Annotated in this window: 18 protein-coding genes; 11 read left to right on the plus strand and 7 right to left on the minus strand. The window is 39.8% G+C overall.

Annotation, left to right across the window (positions count from 1 at the left end; translation table 11 throughout):
* Window positions 1–77: 77 nt before the first annotated feature.
* Window positions 78–473, plus strand: coding sequence for a DoxX family protein (locus HWV00_RS02725; RefSeq protein WP_211684586.1), 396 nt, complete (start codon window positions 78–80; stop codon window positions 471–473).
* Between the two features lie 37 nt (window positions 474–510).
* On the opposite strand, the gene HWV00_RS02730 is transcribed toward HWV00_RS02725, so the two are convergent.
* The gene (locus HWV00_RS02730) at window positions 511–678 is read right to left on the minus strand and encodes a hypothetical protein (RefSeq protein WP_211684587.1); all 168 of its coding nucleotides are present in this window, start codon (window positions 676–678) and stop codon (window positions 511–513) included.
* Between the two features lie 258 nt (window positions 679–936).
* On the opposite strand from HWV00_RS02730, the gene HWV00_RS02735 reads away from it, so the two are divergent.
* The 5 genes from HWV00_RS02735 to HWV00_RS02755 all read left to right on the plus strand — a co-directional run bounded on the left by HWV00_RS02735 (window position 937) and on the right by HWV00_RS02755 (window position 7,449).
* Window positions 937–1,356, plus strand: a complete 420-nt coding sequence (locus HWV00_RS02735; protein ID WP_211684588.1) for a YqaA family protein — start codon at window positions 937–939, stop codon at window positions 1,354–1,356.
* 39 nt (window positions 1,357–1,395) lie between these two features.
* Window positions 1,396–4,299 (plus strand): pitrilysin family protein, encoded by a 2,904-nt coding sequence (locus HWV00_RS02740; protein ID WP_211684589.1) that lies wholly within the window; start codon window positions 1,396–1,398, stop codon window positions 4,297–4,299.
* Window positions 4,300–4,386: 87 nt separating this feature from the next.
* Entirely contained in the window at window positions 4,387–5,979 is a 1,593-nt protein-coding gene (gene gshA / locus HWV00_RS02745; protein WP_211684590.1) for a glutamate--cysteine ligase, read from the plus strand.
* 248 nt (window positions 5,980–6,227) lie between these two features.
* Window positions 6,228–6,737 carry an S-ribosylhomocysteine lyase gene (gene luxS, locus HWV00_RS02750; RefSeq protein WP_211684591.1) on the plus strand — a complete coding sequence of 170 codons (510 nt, stop codon included), beginning with the start codon at window positions 6,228–6,230 and terminating at the stop codon, window positions 6,735–6,737.
* An 82-nt stretch (window positions 6,738–6,819) separates the two neighbouring features.
* The gene (locus HWV00_RS02755) at window positions 6,820–7,449 is read left to right on the plus strand and encodes a DUF4136 domain-containing protein (RefSeq protein ID WP_211684592.1); all 630 of its coding nucleotides are present in this window, start codon (window positions 6,820–6,822) and stop codon (window positions 7,447–7,449) included.
* A gap of 92 nt (window positions 7,450–7,541) precedes the next feature.
* Here HWV00_RS02755 and purD read toward each other — a convergent pair whose 3' ends face one another.
* From purD to plsY, 3 genes are all read right to left on the minus strand, one after another.
* A complete protein-coding gene (gene purD / locus HWV00_RS02760; protein WP_211684593.1) occupies window positions 7,542–8,834 on the minus strand; it encodes a phosphoribosylamine--glycine ligase in 1,293 nt (430 codons plus the stop codon).
* A gap of 150 nt (window positions 8,835–8,984) precedes the next feature.
* The gene (gene purH / locus HWV00_RS02765) at window positions 8,985–10,577 is read right to left on the minus strand and encodes a bifunctional phosphoribosylaminoimidazolecarboxamide formyltransferase/IMP cyclohydrolase (protein ID WP_211684594.1); all 1,593 of its coding nucleotides are present in this window, start codon (window positions 10,575–10,577) and stop codon (window positions 8,985–8,987) included.
* Between the two features lie 388 nt (window positions 10,578–10,965).
* The gene (gene plsY / locus HWV00_RS02770) at window positions 10,966–11,562 is read right to left on the minus strand and encodes a glycerol-3-phosphate 1-O-acyltransferase PlsY (protein ID WP_211684595.1); all 597 of its coding nucleotides are present in this window, start codon (window positions 11,560–11,562) and stop codon (window positions 10,966–10,968) included.
* Window positions 11,563–11,751: 189 nt separating this feature from the next.
* On the opposite strand from plsY, the gene folB reads away from it, so the two are divergent.
* The 3 genes from folB to HWV00_RS02785 all read left to right on the plus strand — a co-directional run bounded on the left by folB (window position 11,752) and on the right by HWV00_RS02785 (window position 13,573).
* The gene (gene folB / locus HWV00_RS02775; protein ID WP_211684596.1) at window positions 11,752–12,120 is read left to right on the plus strand and encodes a dihydroneopterin aldolase; all 369 of its coding nucleotides are present in this window, start codon (window positions 11,752–11,754) and stop codon (window positions 12,118–12,120) included.
* Window positions 12,120–12,626, plus strand: coding sequence for a 2-amino-4-hydroxy-6-hydroxymethyldihydropteridine diphosphokinase (folK, locus tag HWV00_RS02780; RefSeq protein WP_211684597.1), 507 nt, complete (start codon window positions 12,120–12,122; stop codon window positions 12,624–12,626). Before folB ends, folK begins: the two co-directional genes overlap by 1 nt.
* 92 nt (window positions 12,627–12,718) lie before the next feature.
* Entirely contained in the window at window positions 12,719–13,573 is an 855-nt protein-coding gene (locus HWV00_RS02785) for an undecaprenyl-diphosphate phosphatase (protein WP_211684598.1), read from the plus strand.
* Window positions 13,574–13,676: 103 nt separating this feature from the next.
* Here the strand turns inward: HWV00_RS02785 and HWV00_RS02790 are convergent, their stop codons facing one another.
* Window positions 13,677–14,846, minus strand: a complete 1,170-nt coding sequence (locus HWV00_RS02790) for a multifunctional CCA addition/repair protein (RefSeq protein WP_211684599.1) — start codon at window positions 14,844–14,846, stop codon at window positions 13,677–13,679.
* 259 nt (window positions 14,847–15,105) lie between these two features.
* On the opposite strand from HWV00_RS02790, the gene HWV00_RS02795 reads away from it, so the two are divergent.
* Complete coding sequence (locus HWV00_RS02795) at window positions 15,106–16,752, plus strand: ExeA family protein (RefSeq protein WP_211684600.1); 1,647 nt, start codon at window positions 15,106–15,108, stop codon at window positions 16,750–16,752.
* Window positions 16,749–17,420, plus strand: coding sequence for a general secretion pathway protein GspB (locus HWV00_RS02800; RefSeq protein WP_211684601.1), 672 nt, complete (start codon window positions 16,749–16,751; stop codon window positions 17,418–17,420). Before HWV00_RS02795 ends, HWV00_RS02800 begins: the two co-directional genes overlap by 4 nt.
* Window positions 17,421–17,487: 67 nt before the next feature.
* Here the strand turns inward: HWV00_RS02800 and HWV00_RS02805 are convergent, their stop codons facing one another.
* Window positions 17,488–18,516, minus strand: a complete 1,029-nt coding sequence (locus tag HWV00_RS02805) for a nitronate monooxygenase family protein (protein WP_211684602.1) — start codon at window positions 18,514–18,516, stop codon at window positions 17,488–17,490.
* Between the two features lie 1,499 nt (window positions 18,517–20,015).
* A complete protein-coding gene (gene srmB, locus HWV00_RS02810; RefSeq protein WP_211684603.1) occupies window positions 20,016–21,281 on the minus strand; it encodes an ATP-dependent RNA helicase SrmB in 1,266 nt (421 codons plus the stop codon).
* Window positions 21,282–21,543: the final 262 nt, after the last annotated feature.

The following is a 21,543-nucleotide window of genomic DNA, read 5'->3' on the forward strand; positions in this document are numbered from 1 at the left end:
TTTACCTCATCAACTATCTGCTCGTCGCGTTATTAATCTAAACTTAAAAAACACTCTATTCTATTGGCTTGTTTATCATGTTTCAATTAACGCACACAATTCAACGTTTCTCAGCACCGCTTGGTCGCTTTCTTATTGGTATCTTATTTGTACAAGCTGGGTTAGGAAAGATTTTTTCTTATGCGGGAACTGCTGACTATATGCTTGCCATGGGCGTACCTAGCATATTGCTGCCCTTAGTGATCATCGCCGAAATCGGTGGTGGACTCGCTGTGATCCTTGGTTATCATACCCGAATAGCGGCTTTTGCCTTAGCTGGTTTTTGTGTATTAACAGCCGTGTTATTCCATGCTGATTTTAGCGATACGACACAGATGATCATGTTTTCTAAAAATATGGCGCTTGCCGGAGGCTTTTTATTTTTAGTTGCCCACGGTGCAGGGGCTTTTTCGTTAGATAATAAAGTGAAGTAATAAGGCAATGAGTATATAAGGCGCTACTTTCGTCAGGTCAACGAGTAAGGTACATCATTAAACTGAGGAATAGGATGATGGCTGTTGTGCCGCCAATAATATAGATGAAGCCTTTTTTACCTTGCTGTATGGTCCAGTTGTTATATTGCAAGAACCCAAACCACAAGATACTCAGTATTAAAGGTAATAGAAAAAATTTAAACATAAACTCCCCAACATAGCGATTAATCACTGTTTATTGAATTATATAGTAGCTAAACTGTCCTACCACTTTTAATTATGCACTTAATATTTGCATATCAGGCAAATGTTATCAGTCAGTGTACCCACAGATATGCCAAGACATAGCGTCAGCATGCTTAACTTTGATTATACGTCTAACTTCAATATATAGTGTGACTTAATTCTCTTACTGCTGACGAGTGCGAATAATATTGTAGGTAAATGAAATATAGAGGGTTAGATGGGTCTTTGGTTATTATTTTTAAGCAGTTTTACGTCTGCGACTATTTTACCTGGTAGTTCAGAAATCTTATTAACCGCGATGTTAGTTGAAGGTTCATGGTCGCACTGGCAACTTTTTGTGATGGCCACGAGTGGTAATGTATTAGGATCTATCCTGACATTTTATATGGGGTATTTTATTTATGCGAAAAAACCAATCGATTTTTCTGAGAATAAGCATTACCGCCGTGTACATGGCGTGATCCAACGCTGGGGCTGGAGTAGCTTGCTATTTAGTTGGCTACCTGTTTTTGGTGATGTTTTTTGTTTATTAGCGGGTTGGTTACGTTTAAATCCGGTTCTGTCTTTTATCGCAATTATGTTAGGCAAGTCAGTTCGCTATGCCGTTATTATTTGGTTTATGGGTGCTATTAGCTAATGATTTTATATTTAACTTTAATCCAACGAGGAATGTTTGATGCGTTTTAATTATTTTTATCGTGCCCTAGTACGAAGATCTTCGATAATCGTACTGAGTACGTCTATTACGCTACTTGGTGGTTGTTCTTTATTGAACACAGATGATGATGTGAGCACCTTATCCTTACCAGCAGGAATGACATTCGTTGCTCAGCAAGAAAAAATAGCGGATAGCTTACTGATTCCTTATGAAAAATATAAGCTCAGTAATGGCTTAACAGTGATTTTACATGAAGATGATTCAGATCCTTTAACTTACATTGATATGACTTATCATGTTGGTTCTGCGCGCGAAGAGATTGGAAAATCAGGTTTCGCCCATTTTTTTGAGCATATGATGTTCCAAGGCAGTAAAAATGTCGGTGATCAGCAGCATTTTAAAATTGTAAATGAAGCTGGCGGCTCGATGAATGGCAGTACCAATCAAGATCGCACCAACTATTATCAAACAGTACCTGCAAATCAATTAGAAAAAATGTTGTGGTTAGAAGCAGATCGTATGGGCTTCTTATTAGATGCGGTCGATCAACGTAAATTCGAAATCCAACGTGCAACGGTTAAGAATGAGCGTTCACAGCGTGTCGACAACCGTCCTTATGGCTTATTAGGTGAGCGTGTTGGCGAAGCATTATATCCACGAGACCATCCTTATTCTTGGCAGCCAATTGGTTATGTTGAAGACTTGGATCGTGTTGATGTTAATGATTTAAAACAGTTTTTCTTGCGTTGGTATGGTCCTAACAATGCAACGCTGACGATTGCGGGTAAATTTGATAAAGCAGAAACACTCGCTTGGGTTAATAAGTATTTTTCAACTATTCCAACCGGCCCTGAAGTAAAAGACGTTGAACCAGAGCCTGTGACACTTGATAAAGATCGTTACATAACCTTAGAAGATAATGTACCTCAACCTATGCTCTATATGAGCTACCCAACGGTTTATATGGGTCATGAAGATGAAGCACCATTGGATTTGTTCGCGTATGCATTAGGCGGTGGTAAAAATTCACTGTTATATAAAAATTTAGTTGAAACGGGTTATGCAACAACGGTGGCTGCATACCATAGTTGCAGTGAATTAAGCTGTAGTTTTGATATCTATACACAACCTAACCCGGCGAAAGGGATGGAATTAGCACCGTTATTAGAAAAAGTGAATGCATCCATAAAAGAACTTGCTGAAAAAGGCATTGCAGACTCTGAAATAACGCGACTACGTTCAATTATTGAAAGTTCGACGGTATTTGGCATGCAAAGTGTGGCTGGTAAAGCGAAAGAACTCGCTCTCGGTGAAACTTTGATGAATGATCCGAACTATTTAACTAAAGGTTTAGCGGGTTTTAGTACGATAACCGCAGAGAAAGGACTTGCTGGATATAAAAAATACCTTGAGAACAAACCAAAGGTGATCATGAGTGTTGTGCCTAAAGGCCAGCTACAATATGTTGCGCACACATCGACATTCACACCCGCGCCGCGTGATATTGATAAACAAGAAACTAAATTGACTCAAACATTGAGTGTGCGAGAGACGAAAGATGTGTTTGACCGTTCGGTAATGCCTAAAGCTGGTAGCAACCCACAACAAACATTGCCGACGCTTTGGCGTCAATCATTAGCGAATGATATTCAAGTACTTGGCACTGTTTACGATGAAACTCCAACGGTGAGTATTCAGATAAACTTGAAAGGCGGAAGACGTGTAGAGAGTTTAGATAAGCAGGGGATTGCGAGGTTAACTGCGGCAATGATGAATCAGTCTACTGAGTTACATTCATCTGCAGAGCTTAATGATCAATTACAATCACTGGGCAGTAGTATCAATTTCTCTGCAGGGCTTTACGGGACTGTGATTAGCGTGAATAGCTTAGCTAAAAATTTGCCAGCAACATTGGCTATATTAGAAGAAAAGTTATTTAAACCAGGCTTTATCGATACTGATTTCACACGTATTAAAGCGCAATCAAGACAGGCTTCGTTACAAAATCAACAACGCGTTGGTTGGTTAGGGCAGCTTGCTACACAGCGTATCTTATACGGTGATGAGCGAGTAACAGGTAATCCATCATCAGGCACGTTAAAAAACCAAGCAGCATTAACACGCGATGATGTTCAGACATATTACCAACTGTACTATAATTTGGCAGAGGCTAAAGTTGTCGTTGTGGGTGATGTTAGCGAAAAAAACATTACAGAATCGTTAGGCTTTTTACAGCAAGGGGCGCATTTACCTGCCGTCACTTACCCTGCGTTAGCAAAAGCACCAAAATGGCAGCCTAATACGCTTTATATTGTTGATAAACCTGACGCCGTACAATCTGTCATTAAGGTTGTATCACCTGCAATTTCGTACGATGTAACAGGTAACTTCTTTAAAGCAAACCTGATGAACTTTAATTTGGGTGGCAATTTTAATAGTCGTTTAAATCAAAATCTACGTGAAGATAAAGGTTACACGTACGGTGCGACTACAGGATTTTATGCTGACCGAGAGTATGGTTATTTTTCAGCATCTGCAGATGTACGTTCTGAGGTGACCGGCGATGCGATTAAAGAAACATTAGCAGAATTAAAAGGTTACACGGATGCAGGTATTAGTGATTCAGAACTGGATTACATGAAGAGTGCGGTTTCACAACAAGAAGCCTTGTCTTATGAAACACCTGCGCAAAAGTCTAATTTCTTAATGCAGTTATTATTATTGGATTTATCGCCTGATTTTGTCGACCAACAAGCAGACATAATTCAAGCTATGGATAAGTCTGAAATACAGGCATTAGCAAAGACTTACTTATCGAGCGATCAATTTTCTGTTATTGTGGTCGGAGATCGTCAGTTGATTGAAAAGCAGGTGAAAGATTTTGGTTTCGATATTAAAATATTCGACCTGTTAGATAAATAATAGACCTTCAGTTACCCTTAAAGATAGGCTCAAAGACTGCGCTATCTTTAAGGTGCTACTTTTATATAGTTCATTGGTGGATTTAATTTGAACGTTACATTTGAATCTCTGATCTCAAAATTATCAGAGCCAAGCAATATACAGTCACTAAACGGTATTACTCGCGGCATCGAACGTGAGTGTTTACGTGTTGATGAAGCCGGAGATTTATCTCAGAGCGATCACCCAGCAGCGTTTGGTTCGGCATTAAGTCATCAGCACATTACCACAGACTATTCTGAAAGCTTATTAGAGTTCATTACGCCTGTTAGCGATAGTGCCGCAACAGCGCAACAGCAACTGAGTGATATTCATCGCCATGTAGCAAAAAATATGGACGGCGAGTTATTCTGGCCTTCAAGTATGCCTTGTCAGGTTAATGATGAAAACGATATACCGCTCGCTAAATACGGTACATCGAATACAGGAAAAATGAAGCATACATACCGTATTGGTTTAAAACACCGTTATGGTAGTAGCATGCAGATCATTTCTGGCTTGCATTATAATGTGTCATTACCAATGGCATTGTGGCAAAAATTGTATGATATCAAAGGTGAAACTGGCGAGTTACAAGACTTTATTTCTCATAGTTATATGGGATTGATCCGTAATTTCTATCGTTATGGTTGGTTAGTACCTTATTTATTTGGTGCATCACCTGCGTTAAATCGTTCGTTTTTACCAGCAGAAAAGCAAGAATCATTCTCGTCATTAGGTGAGAGCACGATATACATGCCGTATGCAACATCGTTACGTATGAGTGATTTGGGTTATACGAACAATGCGCAAGACGATTTGGTGATTTGTCATAATACGTTAGACAAATATACGAATAGTTTGAAAAAAGCAATTAAAAGCAAAGCGCCTGAATTTGCAGATATTGGCATTAAAGTTAATGGTGAATACCGTCAGCTCAATGACAATGTGCTGCAAATCGAAAATGAGTTGTATGCACCTATTAGACCCAAACGTGTTGCTAAATCAAACGAAAAACCGTCTGAAGCACTTGCTGCGCGTGGTATCGAATATATTGAAATCCGTTCTTTAGATGTAAATCCATTTACAGCTACGGGTATCACGACAGCACAGATGTCAGTATTAGATAGTTTGTTAGTTTGGATGGCATTACAACCATCTGCACCGATGACTGCTGATGAAATGGCGGTATGCCGTGATAACAGCACGAAAGTGGTGATGGAAGGGCGTAAGCCTGGTTTAACATTAATGTTAGATGATAAGCCTCAATCTCTGACTGATGTAGCGACTCATATCCTTGCTGAAGTTCAGCAGGTTGCACAGTTATTAGATGGTGCTCAGTTAGCGACAAATACAGCTGCGAGTAATTTCGCTGACGCTGTTTGTGCTCAACAAGCATTAATTAATAACCCTGATGCACTATTGTCAGGTCAGGTGCTCGCTACAATGAAAGAGCAAGGTTTGGAGCATAATGATTTCATTTTAAATTTAGCAAATAAATATAAGAAGGAATTGATTGCGACAGACTATGAGCATTGGGATGATGTTTACTTCAACCAGATGCAACGTGACTCAGTCGCAGAGCAACAAAAAATTGAAGCTGCTGATACCGTCGATTTCGATGCGTTTTTAGCTGACTATTTTTCTAATATTAAAAAATAGACAAAAAAAAAGAGCCCAAATAAGGCTCCAAAAAATGAAAAAACAACTCTTGCAATGAATCAGACTACTAGATTGAAGTATGGTTCATAAATATTTGTAAAAGTTGAAAAAGAGATAAAAAAAAGGAGCCTTAATAGGGCTCCCAAAAAATGAAAAAACAACTCTTGCACTTAATCTGACTACAGCATTAAGCAATGGTTCATAAAATTATTATTTGTTTACTAAATTATTTCAACGGAGTGTTAATAATGCCATTACTGGATAGTTTTACGGTTGACCATACCATCATGAATGCACCTGCAGTGCGTGTTGCCAAGACCATGTCTACACCAAGTAAAGATACGATTACTGTGTTTGACCTGCGTTTTTGTGCACCAAATAAAGATATTTTAAGCGAAAAAGGGATTCATACTTTAGAACATCTTTATGCTGGTTTCATGCGTGACCACCTTAATTCTTCAACGGTAGAAATTATTGATATTTCGCCAATGGGTTGCCGTACTGGTTTTTACATGAGCTTACTTGGCGCGCCAACAGAACAGCAAGTTGCTGACGCATGGTTAGCATCAATGCAGGATGTTCTTGCCGTTAAAAGCCAAGGTGATATTCCAGAATTGAATGAATACCAGTGTGGTACTTATGTGATGCATTCATTAGACGAAGCAAAGCAAATAGCACAGGTAATCATCAGTGCTGGTATTGGTGTGAACAAAAATAATGACTTGCTGTTAGCAGATGAAATTCTGAATAAACTGTAATATGAAAGGCGACCATTGAGTCGCCTTTTTTATCATTACAGTTTCCTTTCAATAGACAGTATTTAATGAAATGGAGAGTGTTATGAAAGCGAAGTATTTACTGAATAAAAAGGGCTGTCTAGTTGCACTATTTAGCTTGGTATTAACTGCATGTTCAACAGTTAAGGTGAGCACTGATTATGATCAGAGTGCCGATTTTACTGCGCTAAAAGGGTTTAATTGGTTACCAAAAACAGAAAAGCTTGAAAAAGAGAGTGCCTATCTTAATAATCGTATTATGGATGTCCGTATTACCAAGGCGGTTGATAAGCAGTTAGTTGCTCAAGGATTTACTTTTTCGACAGCCCCTGATTTTTATGTGAACTATAATATTACCTCAAAAAATAAAACGGATATTCGTACCTATGACAGTTATTCAGGTTATGGGCCGAGTTGGGGTTGGGGTGTCGGTTATGGCCATCGCGGTATGGCCTTCAGTACACAAACTGAAACTCGCATTGACGACTATCAGCAAGGTAGTCTAATCATTGATATTATCGATCCAACAAGCTTAGAATTAATTTGGCGCGGTATTGGTAGTAAACGTTTACCTGAATCGGCAGATGCGGCTGAAATGGATAAGCTAGTTGCAGACGTGGTAAAGAGTATTTTAGTTAAGTTCCCACCTGAAGCAAAGCAAACGGTGAAACGAAATACCCATTACAATATGTAACATGGTCATAAAGAATACGTTGTTTTAGAAATAAAAATGAGCAGCCTAGGCTGCTCATTTTTTTATAACATTATAACCGTGTATAACGCGAATTATTTATTCTGGTTTTCACGCGCAATTGCACGATAAGCAATATCGGTACGGTAAAAAGCACCTTCCCAATTGATTTGAGCTGCTAGCTTATATGCATTTTCTTGTGCTTCTGTCACTGTGTTACCCAGTGCTGTCGCACAAAGAACACGACCACCACTTGTCACGATGTTATCGCCTTGCAATGCTGTACCAGCATGGAAAACTTTACTTTCCGTTGAGTCAGCTTGTGGTAGGCCTGTAATGATATCGCCTTTTGCGTAGTCAGCAGGATAACCGCCAGCCGCAATCACAACACCAACCGCTGCACGTTCGTCATAATCTGCAGTCACTGTGTCTAGTTTACCTGCAACGGCAGCAAGACAAAGTTCAACAAGATCTGATTTTAAACGCATCATGATCGGCTGTGTTTCAGGGTCACCAAAACGGCAGTTATATTCTAATACTTTTGCAGTGCCATCTGGTGCAACCATCAGGCCAGCATATAGGAAACCTGTATAGGTATTACCTTCTGCTTTCATACCATCAACAGTTGGACGAATTACTTCATTCATTGCAAAGTCATGAACAGCTTGCGTTACCACTGGTGCTGGTGAGTAAGCACCCATACCACCTGTGTTTGGACCTTTATCGCCATTGTCACGCGCTTTATGATCTTGACTCGTTGCTAGCGCAAGAATATTCTCGCCATCAACCATCACAATGAAACTAGCTTCTTCACCTGTTAGAAATTCTTCGATAACAACACGAGCACCAGCATCGCCAAACTTGTTACCTTCCAGCATGTCATCAATTGCATCGAATGCTTGTGCTTCAGTTTCAGCGATGATTACGCCTTTACCTGCAGCTAGACCGTCTGCTTTGATTACAATTGGGCAACCCATTTCACTTACATACGCTTTTGCTGGTGCGATTTCAGTGAAGTTTTGGTATGCCGCTGTTGGAATATGATGACGTGCAAAGAAGTCTTTCGAGAATGCTTTAGAGCCTTCTAGTTGTGCTGCACCTTGTGTTGGGCCAAAGATAGCAAGACCTTCTGCTTGGAATGCATCAACAACGCCAAGTACGAGTGGTACTTCAGGGCCTACAATCGTTAATTCAACGTTATTTTCTTTTGCGAATGCAACCAATGCTGGAATATCTTCAACTTGGATTGGTACATTTTTACATTTGTTTTCTAGTGAAGAACCGATATTACCTGGTGCGATAAATACCGTTTCAACATTTTTAGACTGAGCCGCTTTCCAACCTAGGGCGTGTTCACGACCACCGCCACCAATAATTAATACGTTCATAATGATGTTATTCCTTTTACTTTATGCGCTAATCTTGGGGGTACTCTACGATACTTATCAAGATTTATAATTGAATGAGAGCAGTACAATAAGGGCTGTGTGTGTCGCTACCCTTATTGTATTTTAATGTATGTGTTTTTTCTTACAGGCTTAGTGACGGAAGTGACGCATGCCTGTGAAGATCATTGTCATACCGTGTTCGTTAGCCGCATCGATAATTTCATTATCACGGATTGAACCACCTGGTTGGATAACACATTTAATACCCGCAGCCGCTGCAGCATCAATGCCGTCACGGAATGGGAAGAATGCATCAGATGCCATTACTGAACCTTCAACAACGAGACCTTCGTCTGCCGCTTTAATACCAGCAACTTTAGCACTGTAAACACGGCTCATTTGACCTGCGCCTACACCGATAGTTACGCCGTCTTTTGCGTAAACAATCGCGTTTGATTTAACAAATTTAGCCACTTTCCAGCAGAATAGTAAATCAGTTAGTTCTTGTTCACTTGGTTGACGCTCAGATACAACCGTTAAGTCGTCTAGGCCTACCATGCCACGGTCACGATCTTGTACTAAGATGCCGCCGTTTACACGTTTGATATCGAACTCGCCGTTTTTAGCTGTCCATTCACCACATTCAAGTAAACGTACATTTTTCTTACTTGCAACGATAGCGCTAGCTTCAGCACTTACAGATGGCGCAATGATTACTTCAGTGAATTGGCGATCAACGATTGCTTGTGCCGTTACTGCATCAAGTTCACGGTTGAATGCAATGATGCCACCGAATGCTGATGTTGGATCTGTTTTAAATGCACTGTCGTAAGCACTTAAAATATCTTCACCAATAGCAACACCACATGGGTTTGCGTGTTTAACAATAACACAGGCTGGAGCATCGAATTCTTTCACACACTCTAATGCTGCGTCTGTATCTGCGATGTTGTTATAAGATAATGCTTTACCTTGTAACTGAGTCGCAGTTGCAACAGATGCTTCAGTTGTGTTTTTCTCAACATAGAATGCTGCATCTTGGTGGCTGTTTTCACCATAACGCATGTCTTGTTTTTTGATAAACTGAGAATTGAATGTACGAGGGAATTTAGATGCTTCGTCACCTTCAGTATTGTCACCATAGCTAGGAACCATAGTACCGAAGTAGTTTGCGATCATACCGTCATAAGCAGCTGTGTGCTCAAATGCTGCAATAGCAAGATCGAAACGTGTTTTATGAGTCAGTGAGGTATTATTTGCAGACATTTCACTTAATACACGGTCATAATCGCTCGCGTTAACGACAATTGTCACGTCTTTGTGATTTTTAGCTGCAGAGCGAACCATAGTTGGACCACCGATGTCGATATTCTCAACGGCGTCAGCAAGGCTGCAATCTGGATTGGCAACAGTGTTGGCAAATGGGTAAAGGTTAACAACGACAATATCAATTGGATTGATACCGTGTTCTGACATGACTTCAACATCAATGTCACGACGGCCAAGAATGCCACCATGTACTTTTGGATGCAGCGTTTTAACACGACCATCCATCATTTCTGGATGACCTGTATAGTCAGAAACTTCTATTACTGGGATATCATTTTCAGCTAATAATTTAGCAGTACCACCAGTCGATAATAATTCGACACCTTGTTCTACTAGGCCACGAGAAAATTCTACAATACCAGTTTTATCAGACACACTGATAAGTGCACGGCGAATAGGTCGAGCGTTGTCCATTTTACGATTACCTCAAAGTACATTTATATAGAAGGATGTTTTCGGAAAAGGTCAGCTCGGCCTTTTACGGAAACATCCTGCACTATGTTCCTTCTATACCTACTAACTTTACGCAGCAATTTGCTTGCTAAAGTGTTCTAGATATATAACGTACCGCAGATGGGGGGCATTCTAACTGAAAATTAATTCATTGTGTCGATTTTTTCATAAAAAATTCACGAACAGTATGTTTATATTTTGAATTGAATTAACTCAGCACAATCAAAATACAATCAAACGATAGGCTGAGTACAACATTGTATAGCAGGTAAGTACAATTAATAATAGTTGACTTGTAAGTCAGTTATTACAACGTGTTGCATCGATTAATCGTAAATTGTTACCTGTATTATTTTTTCTTTTTATGCCAAATCTTAGTTTCTTCGCCGCGTAACAAACGTATGATGTTGTCGTAGTGACGTAAAATAATTAAACAAGATAGCATGGCGACAGGCAACGTATATTGGGCTTTGAATATCAAGGTATAAACAGGTGCAAAAAGCGCAGTGAAAATAGCTGCAATTGAAGAGTAACCTGTAATTGCTAATGATAATAACCAGCTAACGACAATGGATGCGCCAAGATCAAGACCGATAGTTAACAGTGCACCAAATGCAGTTGCGACACCTTTACCACCTTGAAAGTGAAAGAAGATTGGATAAATATGACCTAGGCATGCAGCTATTGCGATAAGTCCAAGATAAAAGGGGGTGAAATTGAGATACCACGCCAACCATACCGGTAATGCGCCTTTTAGCATATCAAAAAACAGCACTAATCCAGCGGCTATTTTATTTCCTGAACGTAATACATTGGTTGCGCCGGGATTGAGTGATCCATATTTCCGTGGATCAGGCAGGCGAAATAGCCGACAAATTAGAATAGCGGAAGAAATCGAACCTAGTAGATAGGCGAAAATGATAAAGATTAAGCTCAATAGGGTCATTACTGATTAATTCTTCTCTAGGTTTGCTGTATTATTGCATTATTATATCGATTAATAAATTACGTGCTGTAAGAAGGCTTACAAATTCGTAGTTTATCTTGGATATAAATAAAAATTGAGAAACCTATCATACGCGTTTTATATTCGCGAGGGTATCCGACCTCTATTAAGTTTATTACGGGCGAGTTCATGGACATTGTATTTATTGAAAAATTGGAAGTTTTTACGACGATCGGTGTATATGATTGGGAAAAAGAGATCATTCAGCGATTAGTATTTGATTTGAAAATGGCACATGATAACCGTCCTTCAGCACTGACGGATGATATTACCAAAGCACTTGATTATTCAGCTGTATCTAAAGTAGTGACTGATTTTGCACAGGGTAATATCTTTGAATTAGTTGAAACAATGGCAGAGCAAGTTGCTGAACTATTAATGAAGACGTTTGGTATACCTTGGATTAGCCTCAAATTGAGTAAACCCGGAGCAGTCGCAAATGCGGCAACCGTAGGTGTATATATTGAACGTGGTCAGCGCGATGGAACGCTAGCGTAATGGCTTTAGTGTATATCGGCATCGGCAGTAATATTGATAAAGAGTATCATGTAGCGAATGCGCTGCAAGATCTTGAACAGATTTTTGATAACTGCCGTATTTCACCGATTTTCGAAAGTGCAGCAGTTAACTGCAGTGGCGATAACTATTATAATTTAGTGGTTGAATTTACCACGTCGTTATCGATTACTGCTTTAATGCAGCGTTTAAAAGATCTTGAAATCACACATGGACGTAAAGCGACGGACCGTCGTTATGCACCAAGAACGTTAGATCTGGATTTATTATTGTTTGATAATATCATCCAATCAACAGCCCCTATTTTACCTCGTCCCGAAATTCTTCATCATGCATTTGTGTTATGGCCGTTAGCGGAATTTGCGCCTGATTTATTACATCCTGAATTAGGTATTTCGATGGCGCAACTATGGCACGATTTTGATAAATCGACGCAGGTATTAAAGCTTGCTGAGTGGCAATGGCCACAAATTACTGAATTAGCTTAACAATACAAAAGAAAGGCGAATATTAGTGCGTATAATATTCGCCTTATTAACTAATTATCTTATTTCCCATTATTACAATAAAGGACATATTAATGAGTACTTTGGAAGTGATCGTTCTGGCATTGATTCAAGGATTAACTGAATTTTTACCAGTATCAAGCTCAGCTCACCTTATTTTACCGTCACAATTATTAGGTTGGGCAGACCAAGGTCTTGCTTTTGATGTTGCCGTGCATATAGGTACATTACTTGCAGTACTTATTTATTTCCGTGAAGAAGTGGGTACTATGGCCGTTGCTTGGGTGCGCTCTTTATTTAAAGGTGACCATACTAAAGATAGTCAGTTGGCATGGTGCATTGTATTAGCGACGATACCGGCTGCGTTATTTGGATTCTTTGGTAAAGACTTAATTGAGTTATATTTGCGTAGTACAACTGTGATTGCGACGACTACAATCATCTTTGGTTTATTGTTGTGGTGGGCAGATGCTAAAGCGATACAAATAAAAGATGAGTATAAAACGGGTTGGAAAGGCGCGCTAATCATTGGTTTTGCACAGATGCTAGCGTTAATCCCGGGTACTTCTCGTTCGGGTGTTACTATTACGGCTGGTTTAATGCTAGGTCTAACGCGTAGTGCTGCTGCACGTTTTTCATTCTTGATGTCGATTCCTATTATTGCAATGGCGGGTGGTTATTTAACGCTTAAATTAGTGCTTAATGGTGATGTTGTTGAAACACTACAAGCTGGTGAAATCATTACAACCGTACGTCCTGTAGATTGGTTTGCGATGGGATTAGGCATCGTTGTTTCTTTCTTTAGTGCTGTTGCGTGTATCCATGTATTTTTGAAAGTACTAGAAAAATTGGGCATGTTCCCGTTTGTTATCTACCGTTTACTACTCGGTACTGGTCTGTTTTATTTAATTTATACCCAGGCGCTTTAACTTCTCGATTCGCGATGATTCAATTGAAGTAGAAAGTAGAAAGTAGAAAGGGCTGTTATCAGATCGATAACAGCCCTTTTTTGATCTTATTAACGACGCCTACTTATTGAGATTGCAACGCTGTTAATGCTGAAATACGTTGTGCAGTCAATTGCTGCTTGATTTCAGCCCCTCGAAATCCAGCTGCGATAATAGGTTGTACTGCTATATCACAAGCGGCAATCAGCATTTTTGTTAGGTGCTGAGTCGGTTGATACTCATCGGTTAACTGACAAACTTGGCTACTTGAACAGGTCAGTAATATTTGTTGAAAACGTGTTGGCTTACGCCATGCATCCGTATTATCGAACAAACTGATAATTTCTGTTGGTGTTAAGGATAACGCACGATGAATATTACTTTGTTGCGCACTCACTAATAATGCTAAATCGCGGTGCTCGTTTGGTACTTTACAGCGCTTAGCGAGGGCTTTAATATTGGTTTGGTGATTATTAAGTTGCTGCATTAATGCGGCAAAGCGAATGGCTAAATCAGGGGAGCAGGATGCAGAGTGCTTTAATTGGCATAATGCCTGTTGACCAAGGTTATTAACGTCATTTTCGACTTCGCTGTTTATATCGAGTGCGAGATTAAAGAGGGCGTCAAGTTCAGGTAAAATGACGGCTAGTGCCCCAATGTCTTTTAATACTTGAAAAAATACAGCTGGGTTCGCTGCTGATAATGTTTTCTCAACTTCTTGCCATACACGCTCTGGTGTTAACTCTGCAAGAGCACCAGCTTGAGTCATGTCTTGCATTAGCTGCAATGTTTCATCTGCGATGGTAAAGCCAAGGTCGTGAAAGCGAGCTGCAAAACGCGCCACGCGCAAGACTCGTAATGGATCTTCGCTAAAACTTATTGATATATGACGGAGTACTCGATTATCTAAATCATCTTTGGCATTGAGTGGATCAATGAATTGACCATCTTCGTCTTCAACCATCGCGTTTATTGTGAGGTCTCGACGCACAAGATCTTGCTCAAGGGTTACATCTGGCGCTGCATAACACGTAAATCCAGTATAGCCCGAACCACTTTTACGCTCGGTACGCGCCAGTGCATATTCTTGTTTACTGCTTGGGTGTAAAAATACAGGGAAGTCTTTACCGACTTGCTGGTAACCTTGTTCAAGCATTTCAGCTGGTGTCGCACCAACAACAACAAAATCTTTATCTTTTACCGGTAAAGATAATAGTTTGTCACGAACAGCACCGCCGACTAAATATATTTGCACTAAATACCCCCTGTTACTTTACTTTAATGATGGCTTTAAGATGATCACATGATATCTGTTAATTATACCTTAACTATTTAGAAACTCGATATTTGCTGGTTAGCAGTCGTTGTTAATCCGCTGTAATTCAGGTTTAGTGGATGATTAATTACCATAAGGCGATTTATTCATGAATAAAGTCCTATTTTTATCGCCTATTTTTGACATTTAGTTGTCTAACTATTAACGTGAAGCATCAATCATAGGATGATAATCATAGATGTATACTGAGTTTTTTCATTTAAAAGAAGTGCCTTTTTCTATTGCGCCTGATCCGCGTTTCTTTTTTATGAGCGATCGTCATAAAGAAGCGTTGACACACCTGACTTATGGTTTACAAGGTGCGGGTGGTTTTGTCATGCTAACCGGGGAAGTTGGGACTGGTAAAACAACTGTCTCACGCGCCTTAGCACAAGGACTCCCCAAGGACACAATTATTGGTTATGTTCATAACCCAGCAATGAGTGAACTTGAATTATTAGCCACACTTTGCGATGAATTTAAGCTTGATTATGATAAGCAGAGTTTAAGTTTAAAAGTACTGTTTGATTCACTGCATCATTACCTTTTAAATCATTGCAAACAAGGAAAACCTTGTGTTGTGATCATTGATGAAGCACAGCTATTATCAACGGCAGCGCTTGAACAGTTACGCTTGTTAACAAACCTTGATGTTGACCATAAAAAGTTGCTACACATCGTACTGATTGGCCAACCTGAATTACAGCTAAAGCTAAAACAACCGGAGTTACGTCAACTCGCACAGCGCATTACAGCCCGCTATCATTTATTACCCTTAACCGAACTCGAGTTGACCAGTTATGTGGCTTATCGTTTAAGTATCGCATCGGGAAATCCTGGGTTATTTAGTACTAAAATATTGAAACGTATTCATCAGCATACTGCAGGTGTCCCCCGATTAGTTAATCTTGTTTGTGATAAAGCGCTGTATTATGCGTTTAAAGCAAGAGCGGATAGAATCACGTATCAGCATGTGCAAGATGCACTTAAGGCTGTCGTTGTTACAGAGTCGCATAAACCAACATCGAGTAAGTCTGGAGTCTTTACAGCTCTTGCTACCTTGTTATTACTGGGTGCTGGCGTTACGGCATTTCAGCTTGGTTGGATTAATTTACCAGAGGATAAAGTGGTCGCTGCGCAAGTTGATAACGCAGTCCCTGTTATTGCGAATAGTCATGTCGATAATATTGATACTAGTATGGCGACTGATAAAGTGATGTCAGATAAGGCATTGCTAGCGGAGATTAAGTCGACACGACACCGTGATGCTGCAACCCAGTTTCTATATAAAGAGTGGGGCTATAATATTGCATTAAAAGATGCGACTTGTCGTAATGCACAATACGCTAATTTACGTTGCCTACAGCGACAAGGAAACTATGCACAGTTAGTCCAATATAATTTACCTGCGGTTGTTCGTTTGTTAGATAATCTTGGTGAAGGCTACTATGCGACATTATTGAGTGTTACGCCTGCAGGTGTAGAACTGCAAGTAAACAAAAGCCATATATTGGTAAGCCAAGCATGGTTTGAAAAATACTGGAGTGGTGATTTTACCTTACTTTGGACTGCACCAAGTCGATTTAAGAATAGCTTAAAGAAAAATGATAAAGGCGAATTAATACGTTGGTTAGATCGCAATGTAAGTGCTGCGCTAGGCGAAAAGGCATTATCAGGCACGAGGTTTGATTCGGTATTAATGAAAAAGGTGATGCGTTTCCAGCAACAATCAGATCTAACAGCGGATGGTATCGTAGGCCCTCAAACGATGATGACAGTTGTTCACCATGCTGACAGTACTGTTCCAAAATTGAATGTGGCGACACACTTAGGGGAAGTGAAATGAACTTTGTAGCAGGTAAAGCGTTAAGCAAGTTCACGGTAAGTATGAGCGTTATTGCAAGTGTTCTCTGGTCTCCAATCTTATTTGCGAATGCTGGTACCGTAACGACTATTTCATCGGGTGTTGAACAAACAGATCCTTTAATTATTTTAAAGTTACCTGATATTCAATTTGAGCACTCCCTTTCTATTGTGACTATACCAGATAAGGTGGATATTCCTTCGCGTTCTGCTAATGATATCGCAGCGATTGTCGTGCCAAGTACACCTCTTAAGGCTGCGAGTAAATCAGAACGACTAACCATGAATGATGAATTAGCGAATGAGCAGGTATCTGCTGATTTACTCGCTAAATTTAATCGTGCATTAACGGCGACAAGTAATACAGATAATGCCCCAGTGAATGAGGCTGAAGAAGAAAGTTTTAATGCTGTACCAATTGCTGATCTACCAGCGCATTTACGTGCGCAAATTCCTGATATTAGTTATAGTTCTCATGTGTATTCATCAAAATCAAGAAACCGCAGTGTTCGCCTTAATAATAGAGATTTACGTGAAGGCAGTTGGTTAAGTGATGATGTTGAAATACTAGAGATATTACAAAATGAAGTGATAATGCGTGTTGGTGCGCAGAGCTTTAGCCTTAAAGCGTTATCTGATTGGTCGGCTTAATTATTGATTAGTTAACGAAGCGTTTAAATAGTCGATAAGGGAGTCTCGAACTCCCTTATCGACCATATTACTGTTTAGCTAACTTATTTATCACTTCATCAGCTTCAGAGATAATTCGTTCAACGATAACGGCCACGCTTGGCACATCATTAATCAGTCCTTGTGATTGACCAATAAATTGCACCCCAGTAGTTAAATCCCCATTGATGGTCGCGGCCTCAAGCTTTTCAGTTGCAGCACCGAAGTAAGACAATTGTTTTATCTTATCGAACTGTATAAAAACACCGGCTGCTAATTTCCAGAAGGGTAAATCAACCATTTTTGCAGCTTTCACTGACTTGAGTAATGCTAAAACAAAATTCATTGGTTTTTTTGTTGCTTTGATTGAGGCTGGTGTTTTAAGTACACGAGCATGAAGACCATCAAAGTTTTTAGAATAGATAGTATCGTTTTCTGATTTACTGGTGATCACTTGCTTAACGTCATTGTGTAATGCACTTTCTTGGCTTGTCGCAAAGCGAGACCCCATGGCTACAGCATCAGCGCCTAAAGAGAGTGCGGCGACTAGCCCGCGTCCATCGGCAAAACCACCAGTTGCAATAACGGGAATATCGACAGCTCTCGCAATGGCTGGTACAAGCACAAGTGAGGTAACGTCTCCGCCGTGTGCAGCTGCTTCATGGCCTGTTACCATCAAGGCATCAGCGCCAACTGCCTGTGCTGATTTAGCATGCTTTTCATTGACGACAGTGGCAATCACCTTGCCACCGTAAGCATGTACCTGTTCAACGATCCAATCACCTTTACCTAATGAAAAGTTAATCACAGGTACTTGTTCTTCAATTCCGACCTTTGCATTCTCTTTTGCACCCGGCATTAGTAGTGTTGCACCAATACCAAATGGTTTATCTGTTAGTTCACGGATCTTTTTAATTGAAGCTCGGGTTTCTTCTTGGCTTAGAGGGCCTGTTGCAAGAATACCTAAACCACCGGCATTTGAAACGGCAGCAACTAGTTCTGGTTTTGATATCCAGCTCATACCAGGTAAGACAATAGGGTGCTCAATGCCTAATAATTCTGTAATCCGTGTTTTCATCACTTTATCCCAAAGATGCAAGAAGGTTGGAAAAATAAACTAGCATAAATACACTAATACATACAGATGTTAATGGTATGTTTATTTTTAACAAAATTATTTATCGTAAAATTTTAACGATCACAACTTTAGTTTGGGTATATTCTGTGTATTTTTTATCCACCATATTATCTACTACGGAACCCCAATTTCACGTGTAAGACATCGACTATTGAGGTGTCGGGATATAGTCGTTACGTACCTATGCTTATCTCGATATCGTGCCTAGTCTTACACTCTTAAATATATTGTATACTCATAATTATCAATGGCTTATGTATGTGGTCGTTTTATTCTTTGTAAAATTATGTAATTTAATCATTTTTTCGCGGTTGTTGATCAGCATTATTAACGTATATTTATAAGCACAAGGACGAGGCGGGAACATCTTCAGGAAGAAGACCAAAGGATTAAGTTGCAGGACGCGACACAAGGACAGCTTCAGGAAGAAGACTAAAGGATTAAGTTGCAGGATGCGACACAAGGACAGCTTCAGGAAGAAGACCAAAGGATTAAGTTGCAGGATGCGACACAAGGAACATCTTCAGGAAGAAGACTAAAGGATTAAGTTGCAGGATGCGACACAAGGAACATCTTCAGGAAGAAGACTAAAGGATTAAGTTGCAGGACGCGACACAAGGACAGCTTCAGGAAGAAGACTAAAGGATTAAGTTGCAGGACGCGACACAAGGACAGCTTCAGGAAGAAGACTAAAGGATTAAGTTGCAGGACGCGAGACAAGGACAGCTTCAGGAAGAAGACTAAAGGATTAAGTTGCAGGAGGCGACACAAGGACAGCTTCAGGAAGAAGACCAAAGGATTAAGTTGCAGGACGCGACAACAAGGACAGCTTCAGGAAGAAGACCAAAGGATTAAGTTGCAGGACGCGACACAAGGACAGCTTCAGGAAGAAGACCAAAGGATTAAGTTGCAGGACGCGACACAAGGAACATCTTCAGGAAGAAGATTAAAGGATTAAGTTGCAGGATGCGACACAAGGACAGCTTCAGGAAGAAGACCAAAGGATTATGTTATAGGATGTAACACAGAAATAAATCAGGATCGATTTGTTGTGCTAGGAAGGCAAAAGGACACTCCGACGGATTGGGAAGTGGAAATTTAACGGAATAAATAGAGTCAGGATTTAGCAGGGTTGCTACAAGTTTCACGGATTGAAAGTATAGACTTTAGGGCGGCACAGTGTGCCGCCTTTTCTATATCTGGAATTTAATAAATCGTTTATTTTGGCGTTCTGCCTACGACATCTCCCATTATTGATACTTCTTATTAGCCTATACATGACAGAATTCATTGTATGTTTAGCTTTATAACTAACCTCAGATCGTTAGCCATTAATATCTACATTTAATATCTAGATGTAAAATGTAGATATAAAAAAGGCGTTAAACAAATTTAACGCCTTTTGATTTTGCTAATTTAAATTATCGTTCTTGGAGCGACTATTTACTTTTAGACTTATTCTTCTTGATACGTTTCTTAGCTTTAAGTTTCGCTTTTGCTGATGCTTTATTTTTACCAGTTGCGGCTACTTTTGCTTTTTTCTTCGTTTTCGATACTGCAATTTTATTGTTTGGTTTCAAACCTTGAATTACACGACGTTTAATCGTTTCTTCAGTGTAACGTTCGATTTTACCAAAAATACGTAGATCATGCGCTTCAACTAATGAAATTGCTGTACCTTTTTTACCAGCACGTGCAGTACGACCAATACGGTGAACATACACTTCAGCACTACGTGGTAAATCAAAGTTAAATACGTGACTTACATCCTGAACGTCAATACCGCGAGCGGCAACGTCAGTAGCAATCAGTACTTTTACTTTATCGTTTTTAAATTGATTTAATGAACGAGTACGTTTTGCTTGATCCATCTCACCACGTAAATAAGCACACGGGATACCCTGAGATTGTAAGTAGCTAACTAAGTCAGCTAAACGTTCACGGGTTTTTACAAACACGATAGAACGAGTTGTGCTCTCATCACGTAACCAGTGCACTAGCAAAGCTTGCTTGTGTGCGTGGTCATCAACGTAATGCATGAATTGATGAATTTTTGCTTTTTCTTTACGTGAAGGATTCGCTGTAAATTCAGCTGGCTCTTTCAATAGTTCTTCAGCAAAACGCTCAATACCACGACCTTCTAGGGTTGCAGAAAATAGCATTGTTTGTTGACGACGAGTCATTTCATCAGTGATTTTTTTCACGTCTTCATAGAAGCCCATATCTAACATACGGTCGGCTTCGTCTAAGATTAGTACTTCAACGGCTGCACATTCAAATGCATCACGACGGATGTATTCTAGTAAGCGACCTGGTGTAGCAATGACAATATCAAGGCTATTTTTTAGTACTTCAGCGTGTAGTGCGTAATCAACACCACCCGTTACCATCGATACTTTATGATCAGTATAGGCAGCTAGCATTTTAGCTTGTTGGAATACTTGACTCGCGAGTTCTCGCGTTGGCGTCAAAATCAGTACTCGTCCAGGACCTAATTCACGACGTGGAAAGTCAAGCAGATGCTGAACAGCTGGTAATAAAAACGCCAGCGTTTTACCTGTACCTGTCGGTGCAGATGCAAGGATATCTCTACCTTCCATGGCAGTTGGCAATACTTGCTGTTGAATCAATGTTGGTTGAACAAGATTATTATCAGTAAGTGCTGCAATTAATTCAGGGTCTAGATCGAGACTTTCGAAGTCCATAAAACACCGTATAACAAGAGGTTAAAAAGGAAGATGAAGTTATCATTTACAATATTGGAACAATGACACGTCAAATTTTTGATCGTTAATCAGCCATTATGGCAGATATGGAGGCTTGAGGGTATTTGTTTTCTACTCTAGCGTTTAAATAATTGTTATTATAATACTGTTTATTTTTCTTTTTAAGTAAGTTAACCCGTGCTTTAGGTTAATCATGTCTATTATTGAATATTGCCTACTTACTTGTTGGTATTATTCATTG

Source organism: Moritella sp. 24 (genome assembly GCF_018219155.1).
In the GTDB taxonomy this organism is placed as follows: Bacteria; Pseudomonadota; Gammaproteobacteria; order Enterobacterales; family Moritellaceae; genus Moritella.